At 58.8% G+C, this 25,491-nt stretch carries 27 protein-coding genes, 1 tRNA gene and 2 pseudogenes; 4 read left to right on the top strand and 26 right to left on the bottom strand.

Going from position 1 to position 25,491, the window contains the following annotated elements:
- Positions 1-347: 347 nt before the first annotated feature.
- The 16 genes and pseudogenes from D5125_14725 to D5125_14655 form a co-directional block, all read right to left on the bottom strand.
- On the bottom strand, positions 348-1,928 hold the full coding sequence (locus D5125_14725) for an aminotransferase class V-fold PLP-dependent enzyme (GenBank protein QFY90623.1): 1,581 nt from the start codon (positions 1,926-1,928) through the stop codon (positions 348-350).
- Positions 1,929-1,930: 2 nt separating this feature from the next.
- The gene (locus D5125_14720) at positions 1,931-2,242 is read right to left on the bottom strand and encodes a hypothetical protein (protein QFY90622.1); all 312 of its coding nucleotides are present in this window, start codon (positions 2,240-2,242) and stop codon (positions 1,931-1,933) included.
- Positions 2,243-2,341: 99 nt separating this feature from the next.
- Positions 2,342-2,502 (bottom strand): annotated as a pseudogene (locus D5125_14715) (flippase).
- Positions 2,503-2,510: 8 nt separating this feature from the next.
- A complete protein-coding gene (locus tag D5125_14710; GenBank protein QFY90621.1) occupies positions 2,511-2,711 on the bottom strand; it encodes a hypothetical protein in 201 nt (66 codons plus the stop codon).
- Entirely contained in the window at positions 2,708-2,959 is a 252-nt protein-coding gene (locus D5125_14705; protein ID QFY90620.1) for a UPF0175 family protein, read from the bottom strand. Before D5125_14705 ends, D5125_14710 begins: the two co-directional genes overlap by 4 nt.
- A gap of 574 nt (positions 2,960-3,533) precedes the next feature.
- The gene (locus D5125_14700) at positions 3,534-4,124 is read right to left on the bottom strand and encodes a hypothetical protein (GenBank protein QFY90619.1); all 591 of its coding nucleotides are present in this window, start codon (positions 4,122-4,124) and stop codon (positions 3,534-3,536) included.
- Positions 4,125-4,408: 284 nt separating this feature from the next.
- Complete coding sequence (locus D5125_14695) at positions 4,409-4,588, bottom strand: type II toxin-antitoxin system HicA family toxin (protein QFY90618.1); 180 nt, start codon at positions 4,586-4,588, stop codon at positions 4,409-4,411.
- Positions 4,585-4,803, bottom strand: coding sequence for a type II toxin-antitoxin system HicB family antitoxin (locus D5125_14690; GenBank protein ID QFY90617.1), 219 nt, complete (start codon positions 4,801-4,803; stop codon positions 4,585-4,587). The genes D5125_14695 and D5125_14690 overlap by 4 nt, the downstream gene beginning before the upstream one ends.
- Before the next feature lie 304 nt (positions 4,804-5,107).
- Positions 5,108-6,038: pseudogene (locus D5125_14685) on the bottom strand (DUF4351 domain-containing protein).
- Between the two features lie 48 nt (positions 6,039-6,086).
- Positions 6,087-6,518, bottom strand: coding sequence for a DUF29 domain-containing protein (locus D5125_14680; GenBank protein ID QFY90616.1), 432 nt, complete (start codon positions 6,516-6,518; stop codon positions 6,087-6,089).
- Entirely contained in the window at positions 6,494-6,805 is a 312-nt protein-coding gene (locus tag D5125_17170; protein ID QPB72173.1) for a type II toxin-antitoxin system VapC family toxin, read from the bottom strand. The genes D5125_14680 and D5125_17170 overlap by 25 nt, the downstream gene beginning before the upstream one ends.
- A complete protein-coding gene (locus tag D5125_17165) occupies positions 6,802-6,984 on the bottom strand; it encodes a hypothetical protein (protein QPB72172.1) in 183 nt (60 codons plus the stop codon). The genes D5125_17170 and D5125_17165 overlap by 4 nt, the downstream gene beginning before the upstream one ends.
- Positions 6,981-7,226, bottom strand: a complete 246-nt coding sequence (locus D5125_14670; GenBank protein QFY90615.1) for a prevent-host-death protein — start codon at positions 7,224-7,226, stop codon at positions 6,981-6,983. The genes D5125_17165 and D5125_14670 overlap by 4 nt, the downstream gene beginning before the upstream one ends.
- A 261-nt stretch (positions 7,227-7,487) precedes the next feature.
- Positions 7,488-8,507: a Fic family protein gene (locus tag D5125_14665; GenBank protein QFY90614.1), complete on the bottom strand. Its 1,020-nt coding sequence runs from the start codon at positions 8,505-8,507 to the stop codon at positions 7,488-7,490.
- Between the two features lie 121 nt (positions 8,508-8,628).
- The gene (locus D5125_14660; protein ID QFY90613.1) at positions 8,629-9,246 is read right to left on the bottom strand and encodes a hypothetical protein; all 618 of its coding nucleotides are present in this window, start codon (positions 9,244-9,246) and stop codon (positions 8,629-8,631) included.
- A 116-nt stretch (positions 9,247-9,362) separates the two neighbouring features.
- Positions 9,363-9,557, bottom strand: coding sequence for a hypothetical protein (locus D5125_14655; protein ID QFY90612.1), 195 nt, complete (start codon positions 9,555-9,557; stop codon positions 9,363-9,365).
- A 428-nt stretch (positions 9,558-9,985) separates the two neighbouring features.
- Here D5125_14655 and D5125_14650 point away from each other — a divergent pair, with 428 nt between their 5' ends.
- The 4 genes from D5125_14650 (at position 9,986) to D5125_14635 (ending at position 16,835) form a co-directional block, all read left to right on the top strand.
- Positions 9,986-11,185: a toxic anion resistance protein gene (locus tag D5125_14650; GenBank protein ID QFY90611.1), complete on the top strand. Its 1,200-nt coding sequence runs from the start codon at positions 9,986-9,988 to the stop codon at positions 11,183-11,185.
- Entirely contained in the window at positions 11,182-12,375 is a 1,194-nt protein-coding gene (locus D5125_14645; protein QFY90610.1) for an iron-containing alcohol dehydrogenase, read from the top strand. The genes D5125_14650 and D5125_14645 overlap by 4 nt, the downstream gene beginning before the upstream one ends.
- Before the next feature lie 81 nt (positions 12,376-12,456).
- Positions 12,457-12,924 carry a cyclic nucleotide-binding domain-containing protein gene (locus D5125_14640; protein ID QFY90609.1) on the top strand — a complete coding sequence of 156 codons (468 nt, stop codon included), beginning with the start codon at positions 12,457-12,459 and terminating at the stop codon, positions 12,922-12,924.
- A gap of 8 nt (positions 12,925-12,932) precedes the next feature.
- Positions 12,933-16,835: a transporter substrate-binding domain-containing protein gene (locus D5125_14635; GenBank protein QFY90608.1), complete on the top strand. Its 3,903-nt coding sequence runs from the start codon at positions 12,933-12,935 to the stop codon at positions 16,833-16,835.
- A gap of 39 nt (positions 16,836-16,874) precedes the next feature.
- Here D5125_14635 and D5125_14630 read toward each other — a convergent pair whose 3' ends face one another.
- The 10 genes from D5125_14630 to fabD form a co-directional block, all read right to left on the bottom strand.
- Positions 16,875-18,857 carry a bifunctional aldolase/short-chain dehydrogenase gene (locus tag D5125_14630; protein QFY90607.1) on the bottom strand — a complete coding sequence of 661 codons (1,983 nt, stop codon included), beginning with the start codon at positions 18,855-18,857 and terminating at the stop codon, positions 16,875-16,877.
- 115 nt (positions 18,858-18,972) lie between these two features.
- On the bottom strand, positions 18,973-19,179 hold the full coding sequence (locus D5125_14625) for a hypothetical protein (GenBank protein QFY90606.1): 207 nt from the start codon (positions 19,177-19,179) through the stop codon (positions 18,973-18,975).
- A complete protein-coding gene (locus D5125_17160; GenBank protein ID QPB72263.1) occupies positions 19,176-19,337 on the bottom strand; it encodes a DEAD/DEAH box helicase family protein in 162 nt (53 codons plus the stop codon). Before D5125_17160 ends, D5125_14625 begins: the two co-directional genes overlap by 4 nt.
- Positions 19,338-19,533: 196 nt before the next feature.
- Positions 19,534-19,610, bottom strand: a tRNA-Arg gene (locus D5125_14620).
- A 248-nt stretch (positions 19,611-19,858) separates the two neighbouring features.
- Positions 19,859-20,869, bottom strand: coding sequence for an endolytic transglycosylase MltG (gene mltG / locus D5125_14615; GenBank protein ID QFY90605.1), 1,011 nt, complete (start codon positions 20,867-20,869; stop codon positions 19,859-19,861).
- 5 nt (positions 20,870-20,874) lie between these two features.
- On the bottom strand, positions 20,875-21,705 hold the full coding sequence (gene pabC / locus D5125_14610) for an aminodeoxychorismate lyase (protein ID QFY90604.1): 831 nt from the start codon (positions 21,703-21,705) through the stop codon (positions 20,875-20,877).
- Positions 21,706-21,802: 97 nt separating this feature from the next.
- The gene (fabF, locus tag D5125_14605; GenBank protein ID QFY90603.1) at positions 21,803-23,047 is read right to left on the bottom strand and encodes a beta-ketoacyl-ACP synthase II; all 1,245 of its coding nucleotides are present in this window, start codon (positions 23,045-23,047) and stop codon (positions 21,803-21,805) included.
- Positions 23,048-23,112: 65 nt separating this feature from the next.
- Positions 23,113-23,346 (bottom strand): acyl carrier protein, encoded by a 234-nt coding sequence (gene acpP, locus D5125_14600; protein ID QFY90602.1) that lies wholly within the window; start codon positions 23,344-23,346, stop codon positions 23,113-23,115.
- A gap of 165 nt (positions 23,347-23,511) precedes the next feature.
- The gene (fabG, locus tag D5125_14595) at positions 23,512-24,252 is read right to left on the bottom strand and encodes a 3-oxoacyl-ACP reductase FabG (protein ID QFY90601.1); all 741 of its coding nucleotides are present in this window, start codon (positions 24,250-24,252) and stop codon (positions 23,512-23,514) included.
- Entirely contained in the window at positions 24,242-25,186 is a 945-nt protein-coding gene (gene fabD, locus D5125_14590; protein ID QFY90600.1) for an ACP S-malonyltransferase, read from the bottom strand. The genes fabG and fabD overlap by 11 nt, the downstream gene beginning before the upstream one ends.
- Positions 25,187-25,491 lie beyond the last annotated feature (305 nt).

The raw sequence follows: 25,491 nt of genomic DNA, 5'->3' as shown, positions 1-25,491 counted from the left end.
TTCGTTGTTGATCTTGGCGATGACAGCAAAAAGCATCTCGGATGCCGGTTGAGCGGATTGCAAGGCTTTCAGAAATCATAATAATAGGGGACGTAATAATAGGGGACGTACCACGATTAACCATCTGTAATTTAAACCAGATGTTTGGTACAAACACACTGTTGCGCAACACTTTAGGGGCCTCATCTACGCCTCAGGTTTCTCAATATTTTAAGCGCCAGATATGTAGAGAAACTGAGTTGTTGCGTTGCATGTTCAAGTCTGTAATGCATCGATATTTGCCGGATAATAATAGGGGAAGTTCTCGAAAGTGCTGGTGGAGGGGTTCTTTGATCTGATGTGCTCTTTCATGGGGCGCAGTTTGCCATGTTGGGGTTGACTAAGGCATCTACTACCTGCTGTTGTTGCCGTGCGGTCAGGTATGGATGCATTGGCAAACTCATTATCCGCTGGGCCGCGGAGTTGGTATGAGGGAACCTGGCTTCTGCTTGCCCCAGTGCATTGAATGCCGGCTGCCTGTGCAGGCCGAGGGGATAGTGGACGGCGGTGGGTATATTCTGCGCCTTGAGCACGGCCTGGAGTGCTTCGCGGTTGTCCACCTCGATGCTGTACTGGGCATAGACGTGGGTTCGGTCAGGTGCCTTGTAGGGTGTGGTGAGGATTTCGCTTCCGGCTAACCATTGGTTGTAGCGAGCGGCGACTTGCTGGCGGGCGGCGATTTCGTCATCGAACCGGTCCAGCTTGGCTAGAATCACGGCGGCCTGAAGGGTGTCGAGCCGGCCGTTGATGCCGATGCGCGGGTGATTATAGCGCCGGTCTTGGCCGTGGACGCGGATCTCGCGCATGGCCTTGGCTAGGGCGTCGTCGTTGGTGAACAGGGCGCCGCCGTCGCCATAGCCGCCCAGGGGCTTGCTGGGGAAGAAGCTGGTGGAGCCGATGGCGGAAAGCGCGCCGGATTTGCGCGCCTTGTAGGTAGCGCCGAAGGATTGGGCACCGTCCTCGATCACCGGCAGCCCGTGGCGCTGAGCGATGGCGTTGATTTCATCAAAGTCGGCCGGTTGACCGTAGAGGCTGACCGGTATGATGGCGCGGGTGTTGGGGGTGATGGCTGCTTCAATCTTCGTCGGGTCGATGTTGTAGGTGGGCGGATCGATATCGACGAAGACGGGCCTGGCGCCGAGCAGGGCGATCATTTCACCAGTGGCGATGAAGGTGAACGGGGTGGTGATGATTTCGTCACCGGGGCCTATGCCAAGGGCTAGCATGGCGATGAGCAGGCTGTCTGTGCCGCTGGCGCAGGTGATGCAGTGTTCCACTTCTACGTAATCGGCCAGGCGCTCCTCCAGTTCCTGGATTTCAGGGCCCATGATGTATTGGCCGTGGTGGAGGACGCGATGGATGTTGCGCTCGAGCTGGGGGCGTATGCTGGCCTGTTGGGCCTTCAGGTCGATGAAGTCGATGGCTGGCTCAGCAGGGTTTTTGAGGGCCTGTTGGATGAGCGACTCGGGTGTTGTTGTTTTTTCGGGATGTTGGGCAAGAAGCCGTTTGTCCCGTGTCAGCAGCCGCGAGGTGCCGGGCATACGCTCCAGGGAGCGGATGAGCTGGGCGTCTTCCGGGTCGTCTTCGGCAAAGACGTCGCATTCGCTGGCAAGTGCGGCTAGCCATTGCATGCCTGTGGTGAGCTTGCCCAGTAGAACCCGCGCCTGGCGGCGAGCTGCCGATGCGCTGATTGCACGGTCGTTCCCTCGGGCGCGTTCGTGGAGTTCGGCGGCGACGACATACTCCATGGTTTGCACCGAACCGGCGTAGGTCCACAGACGCACATCACGTTCTTTTGCCACCGCTAGCGCAATCCGGCTGTTGGCCGAACCTGCTCGTTCAACGCATAGGTCGACGATGATGTTGATGTCCAGAAGCAGGTCGCGCATGGCTACCGCCCTTGCTCGTTGCTGGATTCATTGCGGATGAGGATACCGGCCCAGCGGGCTGCATCTTCCTCATTCGCGGGCCCCTCTTCGAGCCCGAGCTCATCTGCCGCAGATGACACCTGCAGGGCCTTGAGCCGTTCAACCTCTTTCTGGACCTGCGTGCTGAAAAGCGCTAGGTCAAATTCTTGGTGCGATTCGGCCGAATCAATTTCATCGTCGGGGATGTCGATGCGAACACGGATCGGGTGGTTCTTTAGCTGTATTGGCTTGGTGAACTGGACTCGCCCTTCGCGGTAGATCGCTTCAATCTGCACGCTTCATGCTCCTGTTTTTGTCACATGGTCACCATCTAGTCGGTAGGTTGCGCCGGTATAGAATTACGGTGACAGTTTACTAAATACATTCTTTTTCTCCCGTTCCGGCCCCAGGTAGCAGACAATCCACAGCCCACAAGCAACCCCACGCCCATACGCAGGATCTTGTCGAAGAACAGCCAGCCGATGTTGTCCACGATCTTGACCAGGTTGGGCCGGTGGGCGATGCGGCGGCGGATGAAGGCGGGGATGAGGTTCATAACAGCATTCAGGGCAACTGGTCGAGTTCGCCAGCAAGTTCAAGCACCGTTGCTACCAGACCTTCACTGATGAAAATTGGGCTTTCGGTAATTTGACGCATACGGGGGGCAATGTGGCTGACAAGGCCCATTCGCTTGGCCTGCAGCAAAGCCACGCTGTCACAGGCAGCCAGCGCGACCAGTGCGGATGAGTCGGTAACAAGGATCATCGTGGGTCAAACCCCGATAGTTCCGCGATCAGCTCGTCACGGCTAATGTCGATTACTGGTACCTTATTGCTTTTGCAGATCATCATGAAGTCGTAAAGATCGACGCCCGCCAACTCTGCCGCCTTAGACAATGTCACTCGGCCTTGCTTGACTAGCCACAGGGCGTAGGAGGCTGTGATTTCTTGTCGGGTTTCGTCGGCACCTTGAAAATTTACAAAATCACTGGGTAATTCAATCGCTATTTGCATTGCACTCACCAATTAAATGGGCCACACTTAATTCAAATAATTAAGCAATAAATAACAGGGGTCGTACCCACGATTAATCCTCTTCCTCTTCATTCTATTCTTCTAGACACAGAGGGCATAAACTCCTACTAAACAAAAGTAAACAAAAGGACACTCACTTTGAATAATAGGGGACGTGAATAATAGGGGCGTACCACGATTAACCTTCTGCCCACTGCACCGGCCTGTCTGTTTTCCCTCACAGCCAATGTCGTCAACTTAGCGAGGAAGCGCTGGCTGAGCGGAGCGACATCCTGAGCCTAGCCGAAGGCCGAAGCCAGCCGCCGCTCGCTTCGACTTCGCTCAGCGAACGGCCTAAGCAGCCCGTAAATGTCTTAAGTTGACGCCATTGTCCTCAAGGCCCCATGCAGCGCCATCACTCAAACAGCTCATCCGGGCTTTCGGCACTGAGGATGGCATCAGCCTAGTGTTCCAGGCTATTCAGATCGGCCTGCCTGATCCGCGCCTCCTGCTGCTGGGCGACCTGGGGGCCGAATTTTCGGCTTATCAGGCGCAGCAGTATTTCGGCTTCGCCTTATTGCATACCTTGTTGCATGCCTTGATGTATGCCTTTTTGGAAACCTTCTTCTCTCATGCGAACGGATAATGCAGTCATAGCAAGGTTCTCCTCGGCGTAGTCTTGCTGGTAGCGCTTGAGTTCATTGTCGTCCAATGCGGTGTAGATGTCGATAAAGTCGGCGTATTTACTTCGCCGCTCGGGGTCGGGTTCCAGTTCCATCAGGCCGCGGGTGGTGGCGGCGTAGATGGCCAGCTTGTCTTCTGGGGCGTAGTCCATGCAGGGTAGCCTGAGCCGGGCAACGATGTTGGGGCTGTTGAGATACTGACGTGCCGGGGTGGCGAATAGGGCGGTGCTGAGGTAGCTGAAGTGGAGGTAATCCCGGTTTTCGCTGCCCAGCCGCAGTTGTTCGGGGTAGCTGCCGGGGTGCAGGAAGATGACCACGGGCACCAGGCGTTCGGTGTCGAAGAGTTCAGCCAGGTCGAGGCAGTAGTGGACCAGGCGATGGATGGAGAAGCGCTTGGGGTCGGTTTCTTCTTCCAGCACGAACAGGATGGCGCTGCGGCAGCCATCGCTCCATTCCACTAGCAGGGGAAAGTGACGGTACAACTTACCCCTCACCCCAACCCTCGGCTCGGGCATCCTGCTTCGCCCTACCTCCTGCCTCCGTGTAGTCGTCTCCCCTTGAAGGGGAGAGGGAGTAAGTAGCTAGGCCAAGGCGTTATTTGAGCTGCTCTTCCCGCACCGGCCTTTGCCTCAGAAGCCGCGAAGAAGGCGAGCTATTCTCGTGGGTAGTCGAGAATGAATAATAAGGGACGTACCACGATTAACCATCTGTAATATCAATCCAGATTTTTGGTGTAAACACACTGTTGCGCATCACATTAGCAGCCTCATCTTTGCACCAGGTTTCTCAATATTTTCAGCGCCAGCCCTTCTTTTATTTCATTATGGCGGGGTATGGCTTCAATTTTACCTGTATTGGGATTTATCCAGAGTGAATGCTCTGCCCCTTCACGCTTTAAATAACACCCTCCTTGGCGAAGCAATTTTTCCAATTGGCGGCGTTTCATGTGATGCTTAGCGTTTCTCGTATAGCGTCTTCAGGCAATCCTCTGAGTGCATCTTCCAATCGATCTTCTATTAATAGGTTTATTGCAGCCTTTAAGCTATTACGGGCTTCGTCTATAGTGTCACCTTGACCATTTGCCCCAGGAAATTCTGGAGATACCGCCCAATAGCCTCCTTCTGACGCGCTTTCTATGATTGCAGTAACTTCAGCTTTCATTTTCTTTCTCTTCAATTTGAAATAGGGATAATAGGGGACGGGATAATAGGGGACGTACCACGAACAAGCACCGGTCATTTTTCACCGTATCAATAGGGCAGGCCCAGTGGGAGCGGGCTTGCCCGCGATTTCTGCGCTCTTCGCGGCCAAGGCCGCTCCTACACCCTCGGGTTGGCCTGCTGGAACGGGCTTACCCGAATAATAGGGGACGTACCACGATTAACCCTCTGCCTGCTGCACTGGTCTGTAGGTTTTTCCCCTTCACAGCTCTGCGATCCTCGAAGCCAGATCATGTGCCGTGCTATCACCCAAACAGCTCATCTGGGCTTTCGGCACTGAGGATGGTATCGGCCCAGTGTTCCAAGCTGCTCAGGTCGGCCTGCCTGATCCGCGCTTCATGCTGCTGGGCCACGTGGGGGCCGAATTTTCGGCTTATTAGGCGCAGCAGTAATTCGGCTTCGCCTTGTTGCCGGCCTTCTTGTTGGCCTTCTTGCCTTCCTAGCTGCATACCTTGATGTATGCCTTTTTGGAAACCTTCTTCTCTCATACGAACGGATAATGCGGTCATAGCAAGGTTCTCCTCGGCGTAGTCTTGCTGGTAGCTGCTTGAGTTCATTGTCGTCCAAGGCTGTGTAGATGTCGATAAAGTCGGCGTATTTGAGCCGCCGCTCGGGGTTGGGCTCCAGTTCCATCAGGCCACGGGTGGCAGCGGCGTAGATGGCAAGCTTGTCCTCTGGGGCATAGGCCATGCAGGGTAGCCTGAGCCGGGCGACTATGTTGGGGCTGTCGAGATACTGGTTTGCCGGGGTGGCGAACAGGGCGGTGCTGAGGTAGCTGAAGTGGAGGTAGTCGCGGTGTTCACTGCCCAGCCGCAGTTGTTCGGGGTAGCTGCCGGGGTGCAGGAAGATGACCACGGGCACCAGGCGTTCGGTATCGAAGAGTTCGGCTAGATCCAGGCAGTAATGGGCCAGGCGGTGGATGGAAAAGCGCTTGGGGTCGGTTTCTTCTTCCAGCACGAAGAGGATGGCGCTGCGCCGGCCATCGCTCCATTCCACCAGCAGGGGCACGTCCAGTTCGCGAAAGCGCTCACCCAGGCGTTCTTTGATTTGCTCTTCTCGCACCGGGACGATGCGGGCACCCGCATCAATGGCCTGGGCCTCGGCGGCGGCGAAGAAGACGAGGGCTTCGCGTGGGTAGTCGAGAATGAGGTTTTTGTAGTTATGGTCGTGGTCCATGGGATCTGTCTCCTGCAAGGCCCTTCTGCGCAGTTTGAGTTTATTTTGTCAATCCGGCAACCATGCTTCTTTCAAAACCTCATCATTGATTGACCAAGGACATTCATCAGGAAAATTTGTTAATCCTGTTTCTGCATTTGCCTGGTTGATTGCTTTTGCCCATACCATTTCAAGCCAACGCGGCTCAACCAGCTTTCCTTTCAGGCTAGGCGACTCATAAAGTATATAGGCCACCTCTTTTCGGTGGCTCCGGATTGTTATTTCCCAGCTTGCCCCGCGCCGCGCCGGCTGATATTCCCACTTCAGCAGATGCGCAAGCAGAACCGCCATGCGGCTTGCCAATTCCCACTGTTCGCTCTTGCCCACGTCCTCGATCTCCTCCGCGATATGTTCGATGTCTAATTGATCGAAGCGACCTGCCCGGATCAGTCTTGCCTGTTCGTTGGCCCAAGCCACTACATCTGATTCATAGCTTTGCATATCAATACCTCATTTATTTGCGAAGATTCATAGATATTGCGTAATTCCGGTAGGTGAGCACCGCCTTGATGTACAGGATTTGATTCTAGAGCCGAATACAAAGGATCAGGCGGTACTCGACAGGTGCGCAGTGCCAGTTCCAAATAGGACGCATCGTAGGCCGATAAATTGTAGCGACGAGCGAGATTCAACGTTTCGCTCAAGGCATGTGCAGCTGTTGCCTGATCGGTGATGATATTGAGTCGCTCAAGCAGGCCAATGTAACGTTGCGAGTCTGCTTCGGTCACAATGCCCTTGGATTCGATTTTCTGATCACATTGGCGATTTCGAGTGCAAACAACGATGGAACAACGGCTTTTGCCTGTTTGAGCGCTGCGAGCGTATTGGCGGCGTAATCTCCACCTGCCGGATTGGTTGCTGGTGCAAGCCAGAGCAGTGCCACCGAGGCATCCATAACAAAACTCACGCCCGACCCTCGTTGATAAGTGCCTTGAGGTCGATACCCCCTACTGACTTGTGAACCCGCATGAAAGACAGCATTTCATCGACAGCGGCCACGGCATCCGAATGCTTGTCGGCTTCTGCTGGTACAAGATCAGCCACAGCCGCGCCTCTCAAGGTGATGGTGTAACGGTTGCCGGCCTGAATGCCTCGCAACAACTCAGGCAATTTTGTCTTGGCTTCGTAGGAGCCGACTTCAATATTCATGATTCACTCCCGTACATTCGTGTAGACCAGTTTATAGAATAATAGGTAGAGTAGAGAGCAGGTTCCTGGTTTCTGTAGGTGTCGAGTCCCAGTGGTTGCACTGATAGCGCTCACCGATCTGAATAGCCAACTCGACGACCTACTGTGAATAATAGGGGACGTGAATAATAGGGGACGTACCACGATTATTCCCAGATTCGCACCTCAAAGCCACACAACAGACCGCTAAGTTATTGGAAGTTTGGCACTTGTTTTGGACTCCTACATTGAAGAGTTACTGCCTCCAGTAACTCCTGACTTTGACCTGGACTGCATTTTCCAAATTAAATTATTTTCATCCGTCCCGTTCAAAACATAATCCACCGCTAACTTAATATGCTTGCCCCTCTCGACCGAAAGCGACATCTTGTTATGCTCTCCAAAATTCTTGAACCTAAATGTGGATGAAATATAGGCTTCTACATAAGCGGATTTTAACAATCTCTCATCACCTAGCTCATAGAAAGCGATCAGACCACCCATGTATCTATGCTTTTGAAAATCAACAAATGACAGTGGAGCCAAGTTGCAAGAGAAGAGTGGAATATTACACGCAATTCTGGATGTCCTTTTATTTGCGTCATAAAATGGCTGTAAATAGGGAATTCTAGTAAAAAGGTAAAATGATCTGTTAATTGGGTCAGCTATTGAGGTTGATGCATCAATGATTCTATTAAATTGTTCAGGAATATATTTTATTCCTCTCTCTTCTGCTTGCGGTGGTATATAAGTAGAGCCTCCAATGTACAATCCATCATTTGTGTATGACCGAATAACGCCACATTTATCTTGAGGCAAAAAGTGCTTGGACTGCTCCTTGAAATCAGCAATCGCTAACAGTCTATGTATACTCAATATATTGTCAGACGTGAGTTCCTGATGCGCCAAAGAATGCTCAATGGCTCTTTTGTGATTTAAAATCATAATGGCGTCTTCGTCTGGCTTGCCAAGAATTTTCTCACCATATTCAATCAGTGTTTTGGTTTCTAGTTGTGTATAGGTATTGCCTTCCAGATAAGAGGATGCCCAAGACAAATCAATCAACAACTTGTTAACCGCAAAAGTCGAATATCCATTTTGATCTAGTTGCGATATCTCTATTAGTCTTTCAGACTCGTCTTTAGTGAATGTGGATTCTGGGTTTAACAGCGACTCACGATAATTTGCTGATGTGCGCTGATAATCAGGCAGAGAGAGATATTTTTCAATCTCATCTATACCAAAACCTTCGTTAATATTCATAAAAAACGCACTTCATTCCAATTAGTTAAACATTTATCACAAACAAACAGAAAAAGTAGAATCTGATAGTTAGAGATGAGTCAAATGTGGCGATGGAGGAATAATAGGGGACGTACCACAATTACTCATTTCGTTTAGACTGATCAATGGCATATTCTAGTATCTGCCTATCCATGAGATCCTTTTCCCTGACGGTCTGCTTTGTTTTGAGCAGGCCTTCCAGAGTCAGTGTCTTAACGGGTATGCCATCAATATGGATTTGTTTCATGCATGACCTTAGTGATTCAAAGGTCTCTCCACATGCAGTAAACATCAAGTCAACGACTACTTCGTCTGCCAAGCGAATGGTGTCACCCTCATCAAACCATGCGGGATCAAGGTTGGCCGACTGTCTATCTTCCAGTATCAAAAGCGCCTTAATAACTGGTTTGGCTTTATCGGCCCCGCGCGGCAATAATAAATCAATGTCATCCGTAGCTCGGTGGTAACCATAGGTATAAAGCGCATAACCACCGATCAACAAATATTCTGCACCTTGATCATTCAGAGATTTAATGATTCGCTTCAGATCATCACTTGTCGCAGGGCGACTGAATTGCTTTTCTTTAGACACGGTTTGCAATACCTTTTGCCACAGAGGTAAACCAATGCGTATTGGCTTCTTCATGTGTTTTGAAATGGTACACGCCTTTTTTAATAAAGGTTGTATTTCCAGTAGGTAGTTGTTGTAAACCATCATTGAATGACATTGCTGACTTTATGCTTGCTTCGTCGGCACTGTTTGATAAGCTTTTCTGAATACGTTTGCCGATTAGCCTCATCTATTCTCCCCCATTATTTCGTTGGATACCAAGTTTAGAACTTTTTGTTCATAAATGCGGTCATAGCAAAGCTCTTCTCGGAGTAGTCTTGCTGGTAGCGCTTGAGTTCATTGTCGTCCAAGGCGGTGTAGATGTCGATAAAGTCGGCGTATTTGAGTCGCCGCTCGGGGTTGGGACTGTCGAGATACTGGCGTGCCGGGGTGGCAAACGAGCGCTGCGCAACCTTCACAGTAATGCCTTGGGGCGGCTCATGCTAAGATTGGCCGTGAACTCGGCTAGATTGAACCTAATTAAAGGCAATTAGCCACGGAGCCACGGACGACTCCAGGGAGAGAGGAGGTAGAGCGAAGCATGGAGCCAGAGCCTAGGAGCCTGTCGGATTTAGGATGCTCCTACTGCGCCGGTGGGAAGAACGGCCCAGAATTGTTTTGAACATTGGCCCCGATTTTTCGTTGCGTAAGTCCACTATGCGCCTCAAAATCGTGAAAATTTGTTCTCGCTCTCCCACCTTGCTCGCTACGGGCACCTAAACCCGACAGGCTCCTAGCTTATTGAAAAACTTTGTGATCTCCGTGTCTCTGTGGCTTAACTGAGCAATTTAAGTCAAAGACAAATCAGGCAACCCCCATCATTTCCATGCGCCCATAGGAGTTACCCATGGCTGAAGAAACCGCGTCCCAACTGGTATTTGTCGATAAAGAAGCGCTGAAAAAAGACCTCAAACTGGCCGATCCCCTGGAGATCGGCGTGGCCTCCGGGGCCGACCCCAAGCTGGAGGAGCAGGCCGAGGATGTGGTCGCCCGCATCACCCAGATCGACCTCAATGACAGCCAGCAGCAGGAGGGTGCCAAGGCCGCTATCGAGGCCATGGGCATGGACCTGCAGCGCGAGGCGGCCCGGCGCAGCGCCATGCTCAAGCAGCCCCTGAGCAAGCTGATGCAAGACAGCGAGGAGGGCGGACAGGTGGCCACCTCCCTGATCGACCTCAAAACCGAGGTGGAGGAGCTGGACCCCACCCACCTGGACCTGGAGGCCGGTTGGTTCAGCCGTCTGCTGGGCTATATCCCCGGCGTCGGCACCCCGCTCAAGCGCTATTTCTCCCGTTACGAAAGCGCCTCCACCACCATAGACGCCATCATCAAGTCCTTGGAGGCCGGGCGCGAACAACTCAAGCGCGACAACATCACCCTGGCCGACGACCAGGCCGCCATGCGCGCCCTGACCCACAAGCTGGAAAAGTCCATCCAGCTGGCCCGACTGATCGATGCCCGCCTGCAAAACGCCCTGGACAACCAGATCCTGCAGGACGACCCGCAGCACAAATTCATCTCTGAAGAACTGCTGTTCCCCCTGCGCCAGCGTATTCAGGACCTGCAGCAGCAGCTGCTGGTCAACCAACAGGGCTATCTGACCATAGAGATGGTGATCCGCAACAACAAGGAGCTGATGCGCGGCGTTAACCGGGCGCTCAACACCACGGTCAGCGCCCTGCAGGTCGCCGTCACCCTGGCCCTGGCCCTGGCCAACCAGCGCATCGTGCTGGAAAAGGTGCAGGCGATCAACAGCACTACCGAGAACCTGATCACCGGCACTGCCAAGCGCCTCAAGACCCAGGGCGCGGAAATCCAGAAGCAGGCCGCCAGCACCCAGCTGGACATAGGCAAGCTGCGTGAGGCCTTCGCCGACATCCACGGTGCCCTCGACGACCTGACCCGCTACCGCCAGGAGGCCCTGCCCAAGATGGCCGCCAATATCATGGAGATGGGACGCATGGCCGAGGAGAGCGAGCAGCACATCCGCCAGGTGGAACATGCCGACAAGGCGCGTAGCGACTTCCCCCTGGAGATCGTCGATTGAGCCCGATCGCCCCCTTTGCCTGGGGCCTGGCCCCGCGCATCCTGTTTGGCGCAGGCAGCCTGGAGCGGCTGGCCGAGGAGGCCGCCGCCCTGGGCCGACGCCTGCTGCTGGTCAGCGGTAGCCGCTCCCTGGAGCAATCCGGTCGGCTGCAGCGGCTGGAGCAGGCCTTCGCCCAGGCCGGGCTGGGCTGGCAGCGGCTGAGTATCCCTGGCGAGCCGACGGTGGAGATGATCGACCAGGCCCTGGCTGAATATCGTGGCCAGGGCCTGGAGCTGATCGTCGGCATCGGCGGCGGCAGCGCCCTGGACGCGGCCAAGGCCCTCGCCGGGCTATTGCCCTTGACTGATTCGGTGCAGGACTATCTGGAGGGCGTCGGCAGCGACAAGGCCTACGCGGGCCCTGCCCTGCCCTGGATTGCCGTGCCCACCACCGCCGGTACCGGCAGCGAGGTCACGCGCAACGCGGTGATCTCCCGCCATGGCCCGGATGGCTTCAAGAAATCCTTTCGCGATGAGCGGCTCATCGCCCGCCTGGCCCTGGTGGATCCCGACCTGCTCCTGGGCTGCCCCCTGCCCCAGCTGGCGGCCAACGGCATGGATGCCCTCACCCAACTGCTGGAGTCCTATATCTCCAGCCGCGCCAACCCCCTCTCCCGCGCCCTGGCCTGGAGCGGCATGGAGCACTTCCGCCAGGGCTTTCCCCGGCTGTGGGACAGCGCCGGGGAGGATACCGAGGCGCGTAGCGCCACCGCCCTGGCCTCGCTGCTGTCCGGACTCTGTCTGGCCAACACCGGACTGGGCGCGGTGCATGGCCTGGCCGCGCCCCTGGGGGCGATCCGCCCCATCCCCCACGGCGTGGCCTGCGGCAGCCTGCTGGCCGCCACCGTGGCGCTGAACTGCCAGGCCCTGAGCGAGCGCGCGCCCGACAGCCCCAACCTGAACGACCTGGCCCAGCTCGGCCGCCTGCTCAGCGGTCGCGACCTGCCCGATCCGGTGCAGGCCCGTCAGGCCCTGGTGGAACAGCTGGAGCAATGGAGCGAGCAGTGGCAGATACCGCGCCTGGGCCAGTTCGGCCTGCTGGCCGAGGACATCCCCTGGGTAGTGGCCCGGGCCCGCGGCTCCAGCATGCAGACCAACCCCATCTACCTGGAAGACAGTGAATTGAGTGAATTGCTGCAGCAACGGCTGTGAAGGAAGAGGGACGTCCCGAATTTCGTCCAAAATTTTTGATCCAACATAAAGCCTTACCCAAGGGCCACCGAGAACCCCGGCATGTCGCAACTGGAACAACGTCAACCCGACCCGCTTACCCTGATCCGCATCCTGAAGAAGATCCCCTTCTTCGCCGGCCTGCAGGACTTTGAATACAAGGCCCTGCTGAACATCTGCCGCATCCTGCCCCAGGTGGCCGGCACGCCCCTGTTTTACGCCGGGGAGCCTGGGCATCAGATGTTTCTCATCCTCAGCGGCAAGGTGGAGGTGCGCACCCCCAAGGGCATGATCAACTTCACCCTGGGGCCGGGCGAGGTCCTTGGTGAGGTGGCCCTGGTCATGTCCCTGCCCAAGCGCAGCGCCAATGCCGTGGTGATCGAAGAGAGCGTGCTGCTGGCTATCTCCCGCGAGGACTTGAATAACCTGCTGGCGCGTGCGCCCAGGGTAAGCTATCTGATCATGCGTAACATCGCCGAGGTACTGGCCGAGCGCATGATCGCCAACAACCGGCGGCTGGACGGCTATTGACCTCGCACATGAAGCCTTATGTTGCATATCGGCAACTGCGCGGGGTCCAATGGCTCCTTTGGCAGTCACTGCGGCTTATCGGCCTGGCCCTGCTGAGCCTGACGCTCTGGCCCGGTCTGGTACTGGCCGAGGGGCTGGCTCGGGGGCTGGAGCCGGTCAGCATCCAGCTGAAATGGCGCCATCAGTTCCAGTTTGCCGGTTACTACGCTGCCCTGGAGAAGGGCTTCTATGCCGAGGAAGGCCTGCAGGTACGCCTACTGGAGCGCCATCCCGAGTACAACGCCGCCGACAGCGTGACCCGGGGCGAGGCCGAGTACGGTACCTCCAACATCGGCCTGTTGCTGGCCCGCCAGCAGGGCAAACCCGTGGTGCTGCTGGCGCAGATCTTCCAGCATTCGCCGTTGGTGCTGCTGACCCTGCAGGAGTCCGGCATTCAGACCCCCTTCGATCTGCGTGGCAAGCGCGTCATGTTCGAGGCCCAGGGCTTCGAGGACGCCCCCTTGCAGGTCATGCTGCACTCTACTCTGGGCAGTTTGGATGCCTTCACCCAGCTGCCCACCAACTTCCGTAACGACGCCCTGCTGGATCAGGGGGTGGACGCCATGGCCGCCTATCTCACCGACCAGCCCTTCTGGTACGCCCAGCGCGATATACCGATCCGCATCCTCGACCCCAGGGACTACGGCATCGACCACTACGGCGATAACCTGTTCACCACCGAGGCGGAGATCCGCAACCACCCGCAGCGGGTGGCCAAGGTCCGCCGCGCCAGCCTCAGGGGCTGGCGCTATGCCCTGCAGCACCCGAAGGAGATCATCGACCTGATCCTGGCCAAGTACAACAGCCAGGGCCTGACCCGGCCGCAGCTGCAGAACGAGGCCCGGCAGACCGCCCGCATGATCCTGCCCGAGCACGTGCAGCTGGGCCATTACGAGCCGAGCCGCTTCATCAAGATCGCCCAGTCCTACGCCCAGGCCGGCCTGACCCCGAGGCTCGACATCGACCCGGCCATGTTCTACACGCACTATCTGAACGATGCCTGGCTCAGCGCCGGGGACAGGGCCTACCTGGCCGGGCTACCGCCGCTGCGCATCCCCCTGCGCCACGACCAGCCGCCGATCAGCTTCATCGAAAACAGCCGACCCCGGGGTTACAGCGTCGATCTGATGCAGCACCTGGCGCAGATGCTCGGCCTGAAGGTCCAATGGGTGCAGGGGCTGGGTTACGCCCAGGCCCTGCACGCCCTGCAACAGGACGAGCTGGACCTGATCAGCGACTACACCCATGTCGAACAACGCGACTTCGTCCTGCCCACCCAGCCCACCCTGAGCAGCGCCTTTGTCGCCGTGGGCCGTGCCGACAGCCCTGCCGTGACCGGGCTGGACGATCTCAAGGGCAAGCGTCTGGCGGTGGTCAAGGGCTTTCGCCAGACCCATCTGTTGCAGAGTCAGTACCCCGACCTGCAACTGCTGCAACTGGCCGACATCGAGGCCGGTTACCGTGCCCTGCGTGCCGGTCAGGCCGACTATTACATCGACAACGCCATCCACGCCGGCTACTTCCTGCGCGCCAACCTGATCACCGATCTGAAGATCGCCGGTGCCCTGCCCAGTGAGCAGTTACAGGATCTGCAATTCAGCCTCGGCGTGTCCAGCCGCCTGCCGCGCCTGCACCTGCTGCTGAATCGGGCCCTGGATCAACTGGACAACGAGACCCGCCTGGCCCTGCGCGAGAAATGGATGCTCGACAGCCACCAGCGAGAGCTGCAATTGACCGCCAAGGAGCGCCTCTGGCTGGCCAATCACCCGGTCATCCGCCTGGCCTCGGACGCCGACTGGCTGCCGTTCGAGGCGATCGACGCCAAGGGCAGGCACATCGGCATCGCCGCCGACTTCATGCGCCTGCTGGAGCAGCGCCTGGGGGTACGTTTTATCAGCTCGCCCAAGCGCCCCTGGGAGCAGATCACCCGGCTGCTGCAACAGCGCCAGCTGGACCTGTTCAGCGCCGCCATGGCCACCGAGCCCAGGCGCGCCTATGCCCGCTTTACCCAGCCCTACATCTCCACCCCGACGGTGATCATTACCCGTGAGGGGAGCGGCTACATCGATGGCCTGATCGGCCTGCGGGGACTGAGGGTGGCGGTGGAGCGTGGCTACGCCACCCATGACCTGCTGCGCGACCACCGGGAGCTGCAACTACAGCCCCATGCCGACACCCACAGCGCCCTGATGGCCGTGCTGGAGGGCCGCGCCGACGCCTATGTGGCCAACCTGGCCGCCGCCAGCCATGCCCTGCGCCGCCATGGCATCACCAATCTCAAGGTCTCCGGGCAGCTGCCCTACCGCTTCGAGCTGGCCCTGGGGGTACGCAGCGACTGGCCGGAGTTGGTGCCCATACTGCAAAAGGGGCTGGACTCCATCAGCGAGGAGGAGCGCAACGCCATCCTCAAGCGCTGGATCAGCCTGCAGGCGGAACCGCCGCTGGACATGCGCCTTGCGCTCTATTTGCTGGCCGGTATCGGCCTGCTGATCGGCCTCATCCTGTACTGGAACCACGCCCTCAGGGTCAAGGTGCGCCAGCGTACCGCCCAGCTGCAACAGGAGCTGGCCGAGCGCCAGGTGGCCGAGGAGCAGGTCTTTCACCAGGCCCATTACGATGCCCTGACCGACCTGCCCAACCGCTTCCTCAGCCTGGACCGCCTCCAGCACATGCTCAGCGAGGCCCAGCGCGAGGCGGCCAAGGTGGCGGTGCTGTTTCTTGACCTGGACGACTTCAAGAAGATCAACGACAGCCTGGGCCACCACCTCGGCGACCGGGTACTGGTGGAGTCCGCCCAGCGTCTGCGTCAGGCGGTACGCCGGGGCGACAGCGTGGGCCGCCTGGGCGGTGATGAATTCATCATCCTGCTTGGCCGCATCATCGACGACGACCACGTCAGCGTCATCAGTGAAGGCATCCTGGCCAGCCTGCGCGAGTCCTTTCTGCTGGATGAGCGGGAATTTGTCCTCACCACCTGCATCGGCATCGCTCTCTATCCACAGGATGGCGATGTCCCGCTGGAGCTGCTGCGCAACGCCGAGACGGCCATGTATCACGCCAAGCAACAGGGCCACAACAGCTACGCCTACTACACCGAGGAGATGAACCGGGGCGTGGCCCGCCGCCTGCAACTGGAAGAGCAGATGCACGGTGCCCTGCCCCGTGGCGAGTTTTGCGTCAACTACCAGGCCCAGATAGACGTGGTCAGTCGCCAGGTGGTCGGCTTCGAGGCCCTGCTGCGCTGGCACAACCCCTTGCTGGGCGATGTCTTTCCCGACGAGTTCATCCCCATCGCCGAGCAGACCGGGCTGATCCTGCCGATTGGCGAATTCGTCCTCAACCAGGCCCTGCTCGACCTGAAACAGATGCAGATTGCCGCTGACCACCCCCTGGGCATGGCCATCAACCTCTCGCCGCGCCAGTTCCGCGACCCCCTGTTGCTGGACAAGATCGAACAGGCCATAGCCACGGCGGGGGTGAACAGGGAGCAGGTGGAGCTGGAGATCACCGAGGGGGTATTGATGAGCGGCCACAAGCAGGTGGGGCAGGCCCTGGAGGCGCTGAGCCGCTCCGGCGTGCGCATCGCCATGGACGATTTCGGCACCGGCTACTCATCACTGAGCTACCTGCGCCGCTACCCCTTCCATACCCTGAAGATCGACCGCGAGTTCGTGTTCGATATGATCGAGGACGAGGCCGACCGGGAACTGGTCAATGCCACCATCGCCATGGCCCAGGCGCTGGGCCTCAAGGTGGTGGGTGAAGGGGTGGAGACCGAACAGCACCTGGCCCTGCTGGCGCAACAGGGCTGCGACTACGCTCAGGGCTACCTGTTCGGCAAGCCGGCCCCGCTGAAGGATGTTCAGCTTTAGGGCCAGCGGTCAACGGTCAGACGTCAGCGGCGCGATCCCCTACACCACCCGATCGTTGCCGCCGTCCACCGGCACCTGGGCGGCGGTGGTCTTGGCGAACAGCGGGCCGCACATCTCGGCGGCGAGTTCCGCCACATCGCTGGCGTGTACCTCGGTGCGCAACAGGTTCTTGGTCTTGTACTCCTGCACGCTCATGCCGTAATGCTCAGCGCGGGATTGCAGCACCTCCTCGGTCCATAGGCCGGTGTCGAATACCGCATCCGGGTGCAGCTCGTTGATACGGATATTTTCCCCCGACCACTCCAGCGCAGCTACCCGCATCAGCTGGGTCAGGGCCGCCTTGGAGGCCGAGTAGGCCGCCGCCCCAGGGCCAGGCGCCGGCACGTTCTTGGAGCCGATCACCACCACCCGGCCCTGAGTCGCCGCCAGGCGCAGCAGGCTGTGGCACTCGCGCAGCAGGGCCAGGTTGGCATCCAGATTCACCGTCATTACCCGACGCCACAGCTCATCGGTCAGCTCGCTGATGCGCTGCCCGCCGTGGAACATGCCGGCGTTGAGAATCAGCATATCCAGGCCGCCATAGCGGCGCGTGGCCTGCTCCAGGCTGGTGCGCACGCAGTTCAGATCGGTAATGTCGCATTGCAGGCCAAGAAAGTCCGGCCCGGCGTAGAGCCCCTTGATCTGTTCGTTGATATCCAGCCCGACCACCGCCGCGCCACGGGCCAGCAGGGAATCGACGCAGGCCTTGCCGATACCGGAGGCCGCGCCGGTAACCAGGGCCACCTCGCCCTGAAACAGCGGCCGCTTGCCAGGCCGCTTCAGCTTGGCCTGCTCCAGCTCCCAGTATTCCACATCAAAGATGTCTTTCTCCGGCAGGGCCTGCCAGCCGCCCAGGGCCTCGGCGCGCTGGATGATCTGCATGGTATGCCGGTAGATGTCCGCCACGCTGTCGCATTCGGCGGCGGTCTTGCCCAGACTGAGCATGCCGCAGGGGGCGTCCAGAATCACCCTGGGGGCCGGGTCGAGCATCTCCACCTGGGTTCGCGCCTTGGGCGCATGGCGCTCAAAGTAATCACAGTAGGCGGAGACATAGGCGCTGACGTCCTGACCGAGCAGGGGCAGGCGCTTGGTGCGGATGACGTGATCCGGCGTGGCCGGGCCCTGCTGGCTGATCCGCGCCAGCTGCGGGTGATTGACAAAGGCCACCGTCTGCGCGGCCTGACAGACCCGCATCAATAGGGGAAAGCCCGCCACCTGGGAGAGGCGTCGGCGCAGCTCGGCCAGCTCCCAGCGGCAGTCCTCTTTTTTCAGCGGCGGCTCGGTGCTGCTGCTTGGCAGCAGCCAGGCGTCATGGGTCTTGAGGTAGGCCTCGGCCTGATTGACCAGGCCGATCATGCGCTCATAGCTGCTGCGGGCGTCATCGGCAAAGGCGAAGATGCCATGGCCCATCAGCACCATGCCGATGGTGGAGCCGGTCGCCTCGCGCGCAAAGCGCTCCGCCACCAGCCGCGCCAGGTCGAAACCGGGCATCACATAGGGGATGATCACCACCGAGTTGCCGTAGATCTCGCGCATGCGCGCCTCGCCACCTGGACTATTGCTGACGGTGACCAGGGCATCGGCATGGGTGTGATCGACGTATTTGAACGGCAGCAGGGCGTGGAGTATGGCCTCCACCGAGCCGGTCGGGGCCGAGGCCAAGGTCTGCTGGGTTTTCAGCTCGTTGACCATGTCCAGGTCAGACAGCTGCTCCAGCCGCGCCAGCTTGAGCAGATGATTCATGCGAATGGGGGTGAAGCCGGGCCGCTCGATCCGCGCCAGGTCCCAGCCGCTGCCCTTGACGTAGAGGATGTCCTCCTCCTCGCCTACCTTGTTGCGCTCGCGCAGCTTCACCGAGGTATTACCACCGCCGTGCAGCACCAGCGCCGGGTCGGCCCCAAGCAGACGCGAGCTGTACACACGCAGGTCCAGTTCATCGGCACAGGCCGCAGCCTGGGCCTCGTTCCAGCGATTCTCCGCCATTGGCTTCTCCCCCGTTATCGTTATTGAGCGGCCATCTTACCCAGCCGGAGGGCGTTCGTCATCCAGCCTGAAAAAACGGTCGGCCTACTTGCAGCTGACCGCTTCTTCCACTGGATCAAGCTATGCACTTATGAGTTGAATCTGGGAGCAGCGAAAGCACGCAAAGGCTGTCATTGGCCTTGGCCTCTTCCTCGTCGATGCTGTACACCCCCATGAACTCGGAGGGGTCACCGTTATTACGCCCGGCCTGCTGGTCCTTTTCCGTGAGTACCTGCAGCACGCGCTGATCACCGCGTGCCTTGGGCTCCTGGCTGAGGGTCATACCGCCAGCACCAGGATGCGCTTGCCGCGACTGCGACGGATCAGCTCGGATACCAGAATGACCGCCGCCAGGGTTTTGCCCAGGCCAACGGCATCGGCGATGAGAATGCGCTGGCGCGGTTGTTTGAGGGCCTGAATCGCTGGGTCGAGAACCCGCACCGCCGTTTCCAGCTTGCTGAGAAATTGGCCAGATTTGCCGCGAATAAGTTACCTGGATGGAGGATGGGCCGCACGGATGATACCGGTTGGAAAGCGCAGTCGTCCAGATTGACGGGCAAAGCCACCCCAAAACAGGCCTAAATCCCTGAAACGACAAAACCGCCTCTCGGCGGTTTGTATAAGTACTCGTTTTAATTGGCGCGCCCGGAAGGATTCGAACCTCCGACCACCTGGTTCGTAGCCAGGTACTCTATCCAACTGAGCTACGGGCGCTTTTGGTTTTTTTGCTGACGCTCCCGGTGGGAGAGGGGCAATCGTGCGCTTTGCGAGTTTCACAGTAAGCCATTATGGCTTTAGTGGCACCCTGAATCAGCAGGCGGACATTCTAGCAGCAAATAACATGGCGTCAAGCAATTTTTCCTTTCTGCTTAGTATAAATAATTAGTTTTTATAGATAGTATTTTACGCTTTTGGGAATGCCTGTGGGCGGGGCTGTGAGCCGTGCTCCGGGGGTTGCTCCACTACTTTCCCAACTGGTGCTTGCGTACTGCCTTGTTGTGGTCCTTGAGGTTGCTGGAGAACACATGGGTGCCGCTACCATCGCCGCGGGCGACGAAGTACAGGCTATCGCCGGGCTTGGGGTTGAGCGCCGCCTCCAGCGCCGCCTGGCCGGGCATGCAAATGGGCGTGGGCGGCAGGCCGTTGCGGGTGTAGGTGTTGTAGGGGGTGTCCGTCTTCAGGTCCTGGCGGCGGATGTTGCCCTGGTAGGCCTCGCCCATGCCGTAGATCACCGTGGGGTCGGTCTGCAGGCGCATGCCCTTGTCCAGGCGACGGCTGAATACCCCGGCGATCTCCGGCCGTTCTTCAGCAGCGCCGGTTTCCTTTTCGATGATCGAGGCCAGAATCAGGGCCTGATAGGGGTCTTTCAACGGGACATCGGGGTTGCGCTGGGGCCAGAGCCGCTCCAGTTCCTGCTCCATGCGCTGGTAGCTGCGGCGCAGAAATTCCAGGTCGCTGGTGCCTCGGGAAAAGCTGTAAGTATCCGGAAAGAAGCGTCCCTCGGGGTGCTCGCCGGGGTGGCCCAGGCGGGCCATGATCTGTTCTGCATCTAACCCCTGCAGGGTCTGCTCCAGCACCGGGTCGGCGCGCACCGCCGCCAGCACCTGCTGGAAATTCCAGCCCTCGATCAGGGCCAGTTGGTATTGCACCGGGCTGCCCTTCTCCAGGATATCCAGCAGCCCCTGTGGCCGGGTACCCTGGGGGATGTGAAATTCTCCAGCCTGGATGTGCCGGGCGCGGCCGCTGATGCGGGCGTAGGCATAGAGAAACAGCTCGTTGCTGAGTAGGCCCTGGCGCTCCAGCGCCCTGCTCATGGCCCTGAGGGAGGCACCTGCGGGCACCAGGATGATCTCGCCCTGCTCGGGCAGTTGCAGTGGGGTTTGCAGAAAACGGTCGGCCTGATACAGCAAGGTGCCGGTGGCGAGCATCAGGGTAAGCAGGGTGAGGGCAAAGAAATAAACCAGAAATCGCATGAGATTCAGCTTTCAAGCATTTTATTCAAGGTGTGTTTTATCAGTTTTCTCGAAACCCGATGAGGTTTGAGTACCCGGCCAGGCAGGGCGGAGATCAGGCGGATCCCGGTCAGTGAGTTGGTGACAAAGGCGGCATCGGCTTGCAGCAGGCGATCCACACCAAAGCCTGCCTCATCCAGTGGGATGGCCAATTCCGCCGCCGCCTGCATGACACAGGAGCGCATGATGCCGGTAACGCCGCAACCATCCAGCAGGGGGGTGATCAGGCGCTCGCCCTGCTGGATGAAGAGGTTGCTGGAGATACCCTCGATCAGATGGCCCTGGCTGTCACAGAGCAGACCTTCGGCAATCTCCGAATCGGTCCATTCCTGCCGCGCCAGCACCTGCTCCAATCGGTTCAGGTGCTTGATACCGGCCAGCTGGGGGTTGATGGAGAGCCGCGTCTGACACAGATGCACCTGAATCCGTGGAATCGCATCGATGGACGCCGGTGGCGACCAGCCCGGGCTGAACTGAATCAGGCGATTGGGCCTGAGCCCGGCCGACACCCCATAGCCCCGAGCGGAGCTGCCTCGGGTGATCACGATCTTGCCGATGCCGCTCTCCCCCCCGGCCAGCTGGCCCAGTTCAGCGGCGAGCAGGTCAAAATCAGCAAAGGGGATGCCCAAACGCTGGCAGCCCAATTGCAAACGGGCCAGATGCCCAGCCCAGAGGCAGGGCCGACCGTCCAGCAGGGGCAGGGTTTCAAACAGGCCATCTCCATAGGCCAGGCCCCGATCACGAATATCGATCCGATCGGTCGCCACACCATTGACTAGGCTGCGGCTGGGTTGCATTTAGGAATCAGGGTCCGCAAATGAAAGGGACGCAGAGAACGCCAAAAAGCGAGAACGCCAAGAAGCGATTCTTGGCGATCTCTGCGTCCTAACAGACTCAACCAAACCGCGAGATCAGCAATGAGCCATTGGTGCCGCCAAAGCCAAAGGAGTTGGAGATGGCGTGTTCAATCGGCATCTGCCGAGCGATGTTGGGCACGTAGTCGAGGTCACAGGCCGGGTCTGGGGTTTGGTAGTTGATCGTCGGTGGGGCTACCTGATCGCGGATCGCCAGCACGGTGAAGATGGCCTCGGCCGCGCCGGCCGCGCCGAGCATGTGCCCGGTCATGGATTTGGTGGAGCTGACCGCTACCTGCTTGGCATAGGCACCAAAGGCACCCTTGACTCCCTGGGTCTCGGCCAGATCCCCGGCCGGGGTGGAGGTGCCATGGGCATTGATGTAGGCCACCTGCTCGGGGTTGATGCCGGCATCGGCCATGGCCAGCAACATGCAGTCACAGGCCCCCTGACCGTTTTCCGAGGGTGAGGTCATGTGATAGGCATCGGAATTCATGCCAAAGCCGGCCAATTCAGCGTAGATGCGCGCCCCCCGAGCCTTGGCGTGTTCCAGTTCCTCCAGCACCATGACCCCGGCACCGTCGCTGAGGACGAAGCCATCGCGTTCCTTGTCCCAGGGGCGGCTGGCCCCCTGGGGGTCATCGTTGCGGGTGGACAGCGCCCGCGCGGCGGCAAAGCCGCCCAGACCGGTGGGGGTGGTGGCCATCTCGGCACCGCCGGCCATCATTACGTCCACATCACCCCGCTCGATCATGCGCATGGCCTCACCGATGTTGTGGGTACCTGTGCTGCAGGCCGAGACGATGGAGATGTTCGGCCCCCTGAGGCCGTAGATGATGGACAGGTGACCGGCCACCATGTTGACGATATTGGCCGGTACAAAGAAGGGTGAGATCTTGCGCGGACCGCCCCTGAGGTAGGCCCCGTAGCCAGATTCTATGCCACCGATACCGCCGATACCCGAACCCACCGCCACGCCGATGCGTTTGGCGTTTTGCTCCGTGACCACCAGGCCTGAATCCTCCCAGGCCTGGGCCCCGGCGGCCAGACCGTAGTGGATGAAGGGGTCCATCTTGCGGGCCTCCTTCTTGGTCAGGTATCTTTCCAGATCAAAGCCATAGATGGGCCCGCCGAAGCGGGTGGAATAGGGCTCCACATCGAAATGAGTGATGGCCTGAATGCCGCTCTTGCCGGCCAGAATGTTGTCCCAGGCGGATTGGATATCCTGACCTACAGGGGAGACTATCCCCATACCGGTGACGACAACTCTTCTTCTACCACTCATGATGCAAAATCCCCTCAAACAAAAACGGCCGGACGCCCCCGTGATATCGGGAGCTGGGCGAACCCTCAGGAGTGGGCGTTGATGTAATCAACCGCCTGCTGGACGGTGGTGATTTTTTCGGCCTCCTCATCGGGGATTTCGGTATCGAATTCCTCCTCCAGGGCCATGACCAGTTCAACGGTATCCAGGGAATCGGCCCCCAGATCATCAACGAAGGACGCCTCTGTGGTGACCTCTTCTTCTTTGACCCCCAGTTGCTCAACAACAATCTTGCGAACACGCTCTTCAACGGTACTCATGCTTATTTTATCCTCCGCATTCTAATCGGGTAGCGTAGCGCCAGGTGGCGTACGGCAGGGCTATTGTAGACATTATCCCGAGCCAGGGAAAGCCACAATTACAGGGCTACAAATACACTCTTAATACTTACAATTCAATTGATTGAATAACTTTCCAAGAATCGATCAAGACATTTGCATACCGCCGTTTACATGCAATGTCTCGCCGGTGATATAGGCCGCCGCATCCGAGGCGAGAAAAACCACCGCATGGGCTATATCCTCAGCTGCCCCCAAGCGCCCCAGCGGGATGTTGCCAAGCAGGCCATTGCGCTGCTCGTCGGACAGGGCGCGGGTCATGTCGGTATCGATGAATCCGGGGGCTACGGCATTCACCGTAATGCCGCGTGAACCCACCTCGCGGGCCAGGGATTTGGTGAAGCCGAGCAGGCCGGCCTTGGCCGCGGCGTAATTGGTCTGGCCGGCATTGCCGCTGGAGCCCACCACCGAGCCAATATTGATGATACGCCCGCGCTTGGCCTTCATCATGCCGCGCAGCACGGCGCGGGAGAGGCGGAAGATGGAGCCGAGATTGGTATTGATGACCGCCTGCCACTCCTCGTCCTTCATCCGCATCAGCAGGTTGTCCTTGGTGATGCCGGCGTTGTTCACCAGGATGGACGGGGTGCCGTAATCTTTCGCCAGCGCCTCCATCAGCCCGTCGATCGAGGCCTGATCGGCCACGTCCAGCACCATGCCGCGGCCCTCGATGCCGGCGACCTTGAAGGCCTCACTGATAGCCGCCGCACCCTGCTCCGAGGTGGCGGTGCCGATGACAATGGCACCCTGCCTGCCCAGACCCAGGGCTATGGCCTGACCTATGCCGCGACTGGCACCGGTGACCAGGGCGAGTTGTTTATCCAGCATGAGAGACCTCCTCCAGGGCTGCGGCCAGGCTGGCGTCATCCAGCACCGCCAGGCCAGTGAGTTGTTTGTCGATGCGCTTTACCAGACCGGTCAGCACCTTACCAGGGCCCATCTCCAGCAGGGGATTGAGGCCCTGGGCCTGCATCAGCCGCGCCGTCTCTACCCAGCGCACCGGCCGGTACAGCTGCTCGGCCAGCAGTTGGCGAATGGCGGCGGGATCGGCCTCGCTAGCCACACTGACGTTGTGGATCACCGGGATGCTCGGCGGCTTGATCTCCACCTCCGCCAGTACCGCTTGCAGGGCCTCGGCGGCGGGACGCATCAGGGCGCAGTGGGAGGGCACGCTCACCGCCAATGGCAGGGCACGCTTGGCCCCCGCCTGCTTGGCCAGGGGCAGCAGGCGCTCGATCGCCTCCTTGTTGCCTGCGGCCACCACCTGACCGGGGGCATTGAAATTGACCGCCTCGCATACCTGATCCTGCGCCGCAGCGGCACAGGCGGCCCGTACCTGATCATCCTCCAGACCCAGAATCGCCGCCATGGCACCAACCCCCTCGGGCACCGCCTGCTGCATCAAGCGACCGCGCTCGGCCACCAGACGAATGCCGTCGGCAAAGCTCAGACTGCCCGCCGCCACCAGGGCGCTGTACTCGCCCAGACTGTGACCGGCCAGCAGCTTGGGCGCGGGGCCGTTGTGCTGCTGCCACAGGCGCCACACGGCAATGCCCGCCGCGAGCATGGCCGGCTGGGTGTTTTGTGTCTGATTCAGTTCGCTCTCCGGGCCTTGCTGGCACAGCGCCCAGAGATCAAAGCCCAGGGCCTCGGAGGCCTCGGCAAAGACATCCAAAACAATGGGATGGGCCTGACCCAGCTCAGCCAGCATGCCCAGGGATTGCGAGCCCTGGCCGGGGAAAATGACGCCAAAATCTTTCATTCGATGAACCGCAGATTAGCCGTGAAGTTTAGTATTTATAAACAGGACGCAGAGGGCGCGAAGAAGCGCGGAGCGCACGGAGTTTGTGTTTGCTGAGTTACAACTCTCTTTAAAACTCTGCGCCCATTTTCTTAGCTGTAGGTGTCGAGTCCCATTTATTCTTCTTTGCGTCCTTTGCGCTCCTTTGCGTCCTCTGCGTCCATTCTTAGAGCTTTGCCAACGATAACCCCGGATTCCGTTGCACTCCATCCGGGCTACTTCTTCCTCATTCTTCTCTGCGTCCTTTGCGCTTCTTTGCGTCCTCT

The organism is gamma proteobacterium SS-5 (assembly GCA_009497875.2).
Taxonomy (GTDB): Bacteria; Pseudomonadota; Gammaproteobacteria; order Chromatiales; family Chromatiaceae; genus Magnetovirga; species Magnetovirga frankeli.
This window is presented reverse-complemented; position numbering and strand designations above follow the sequence as displayed.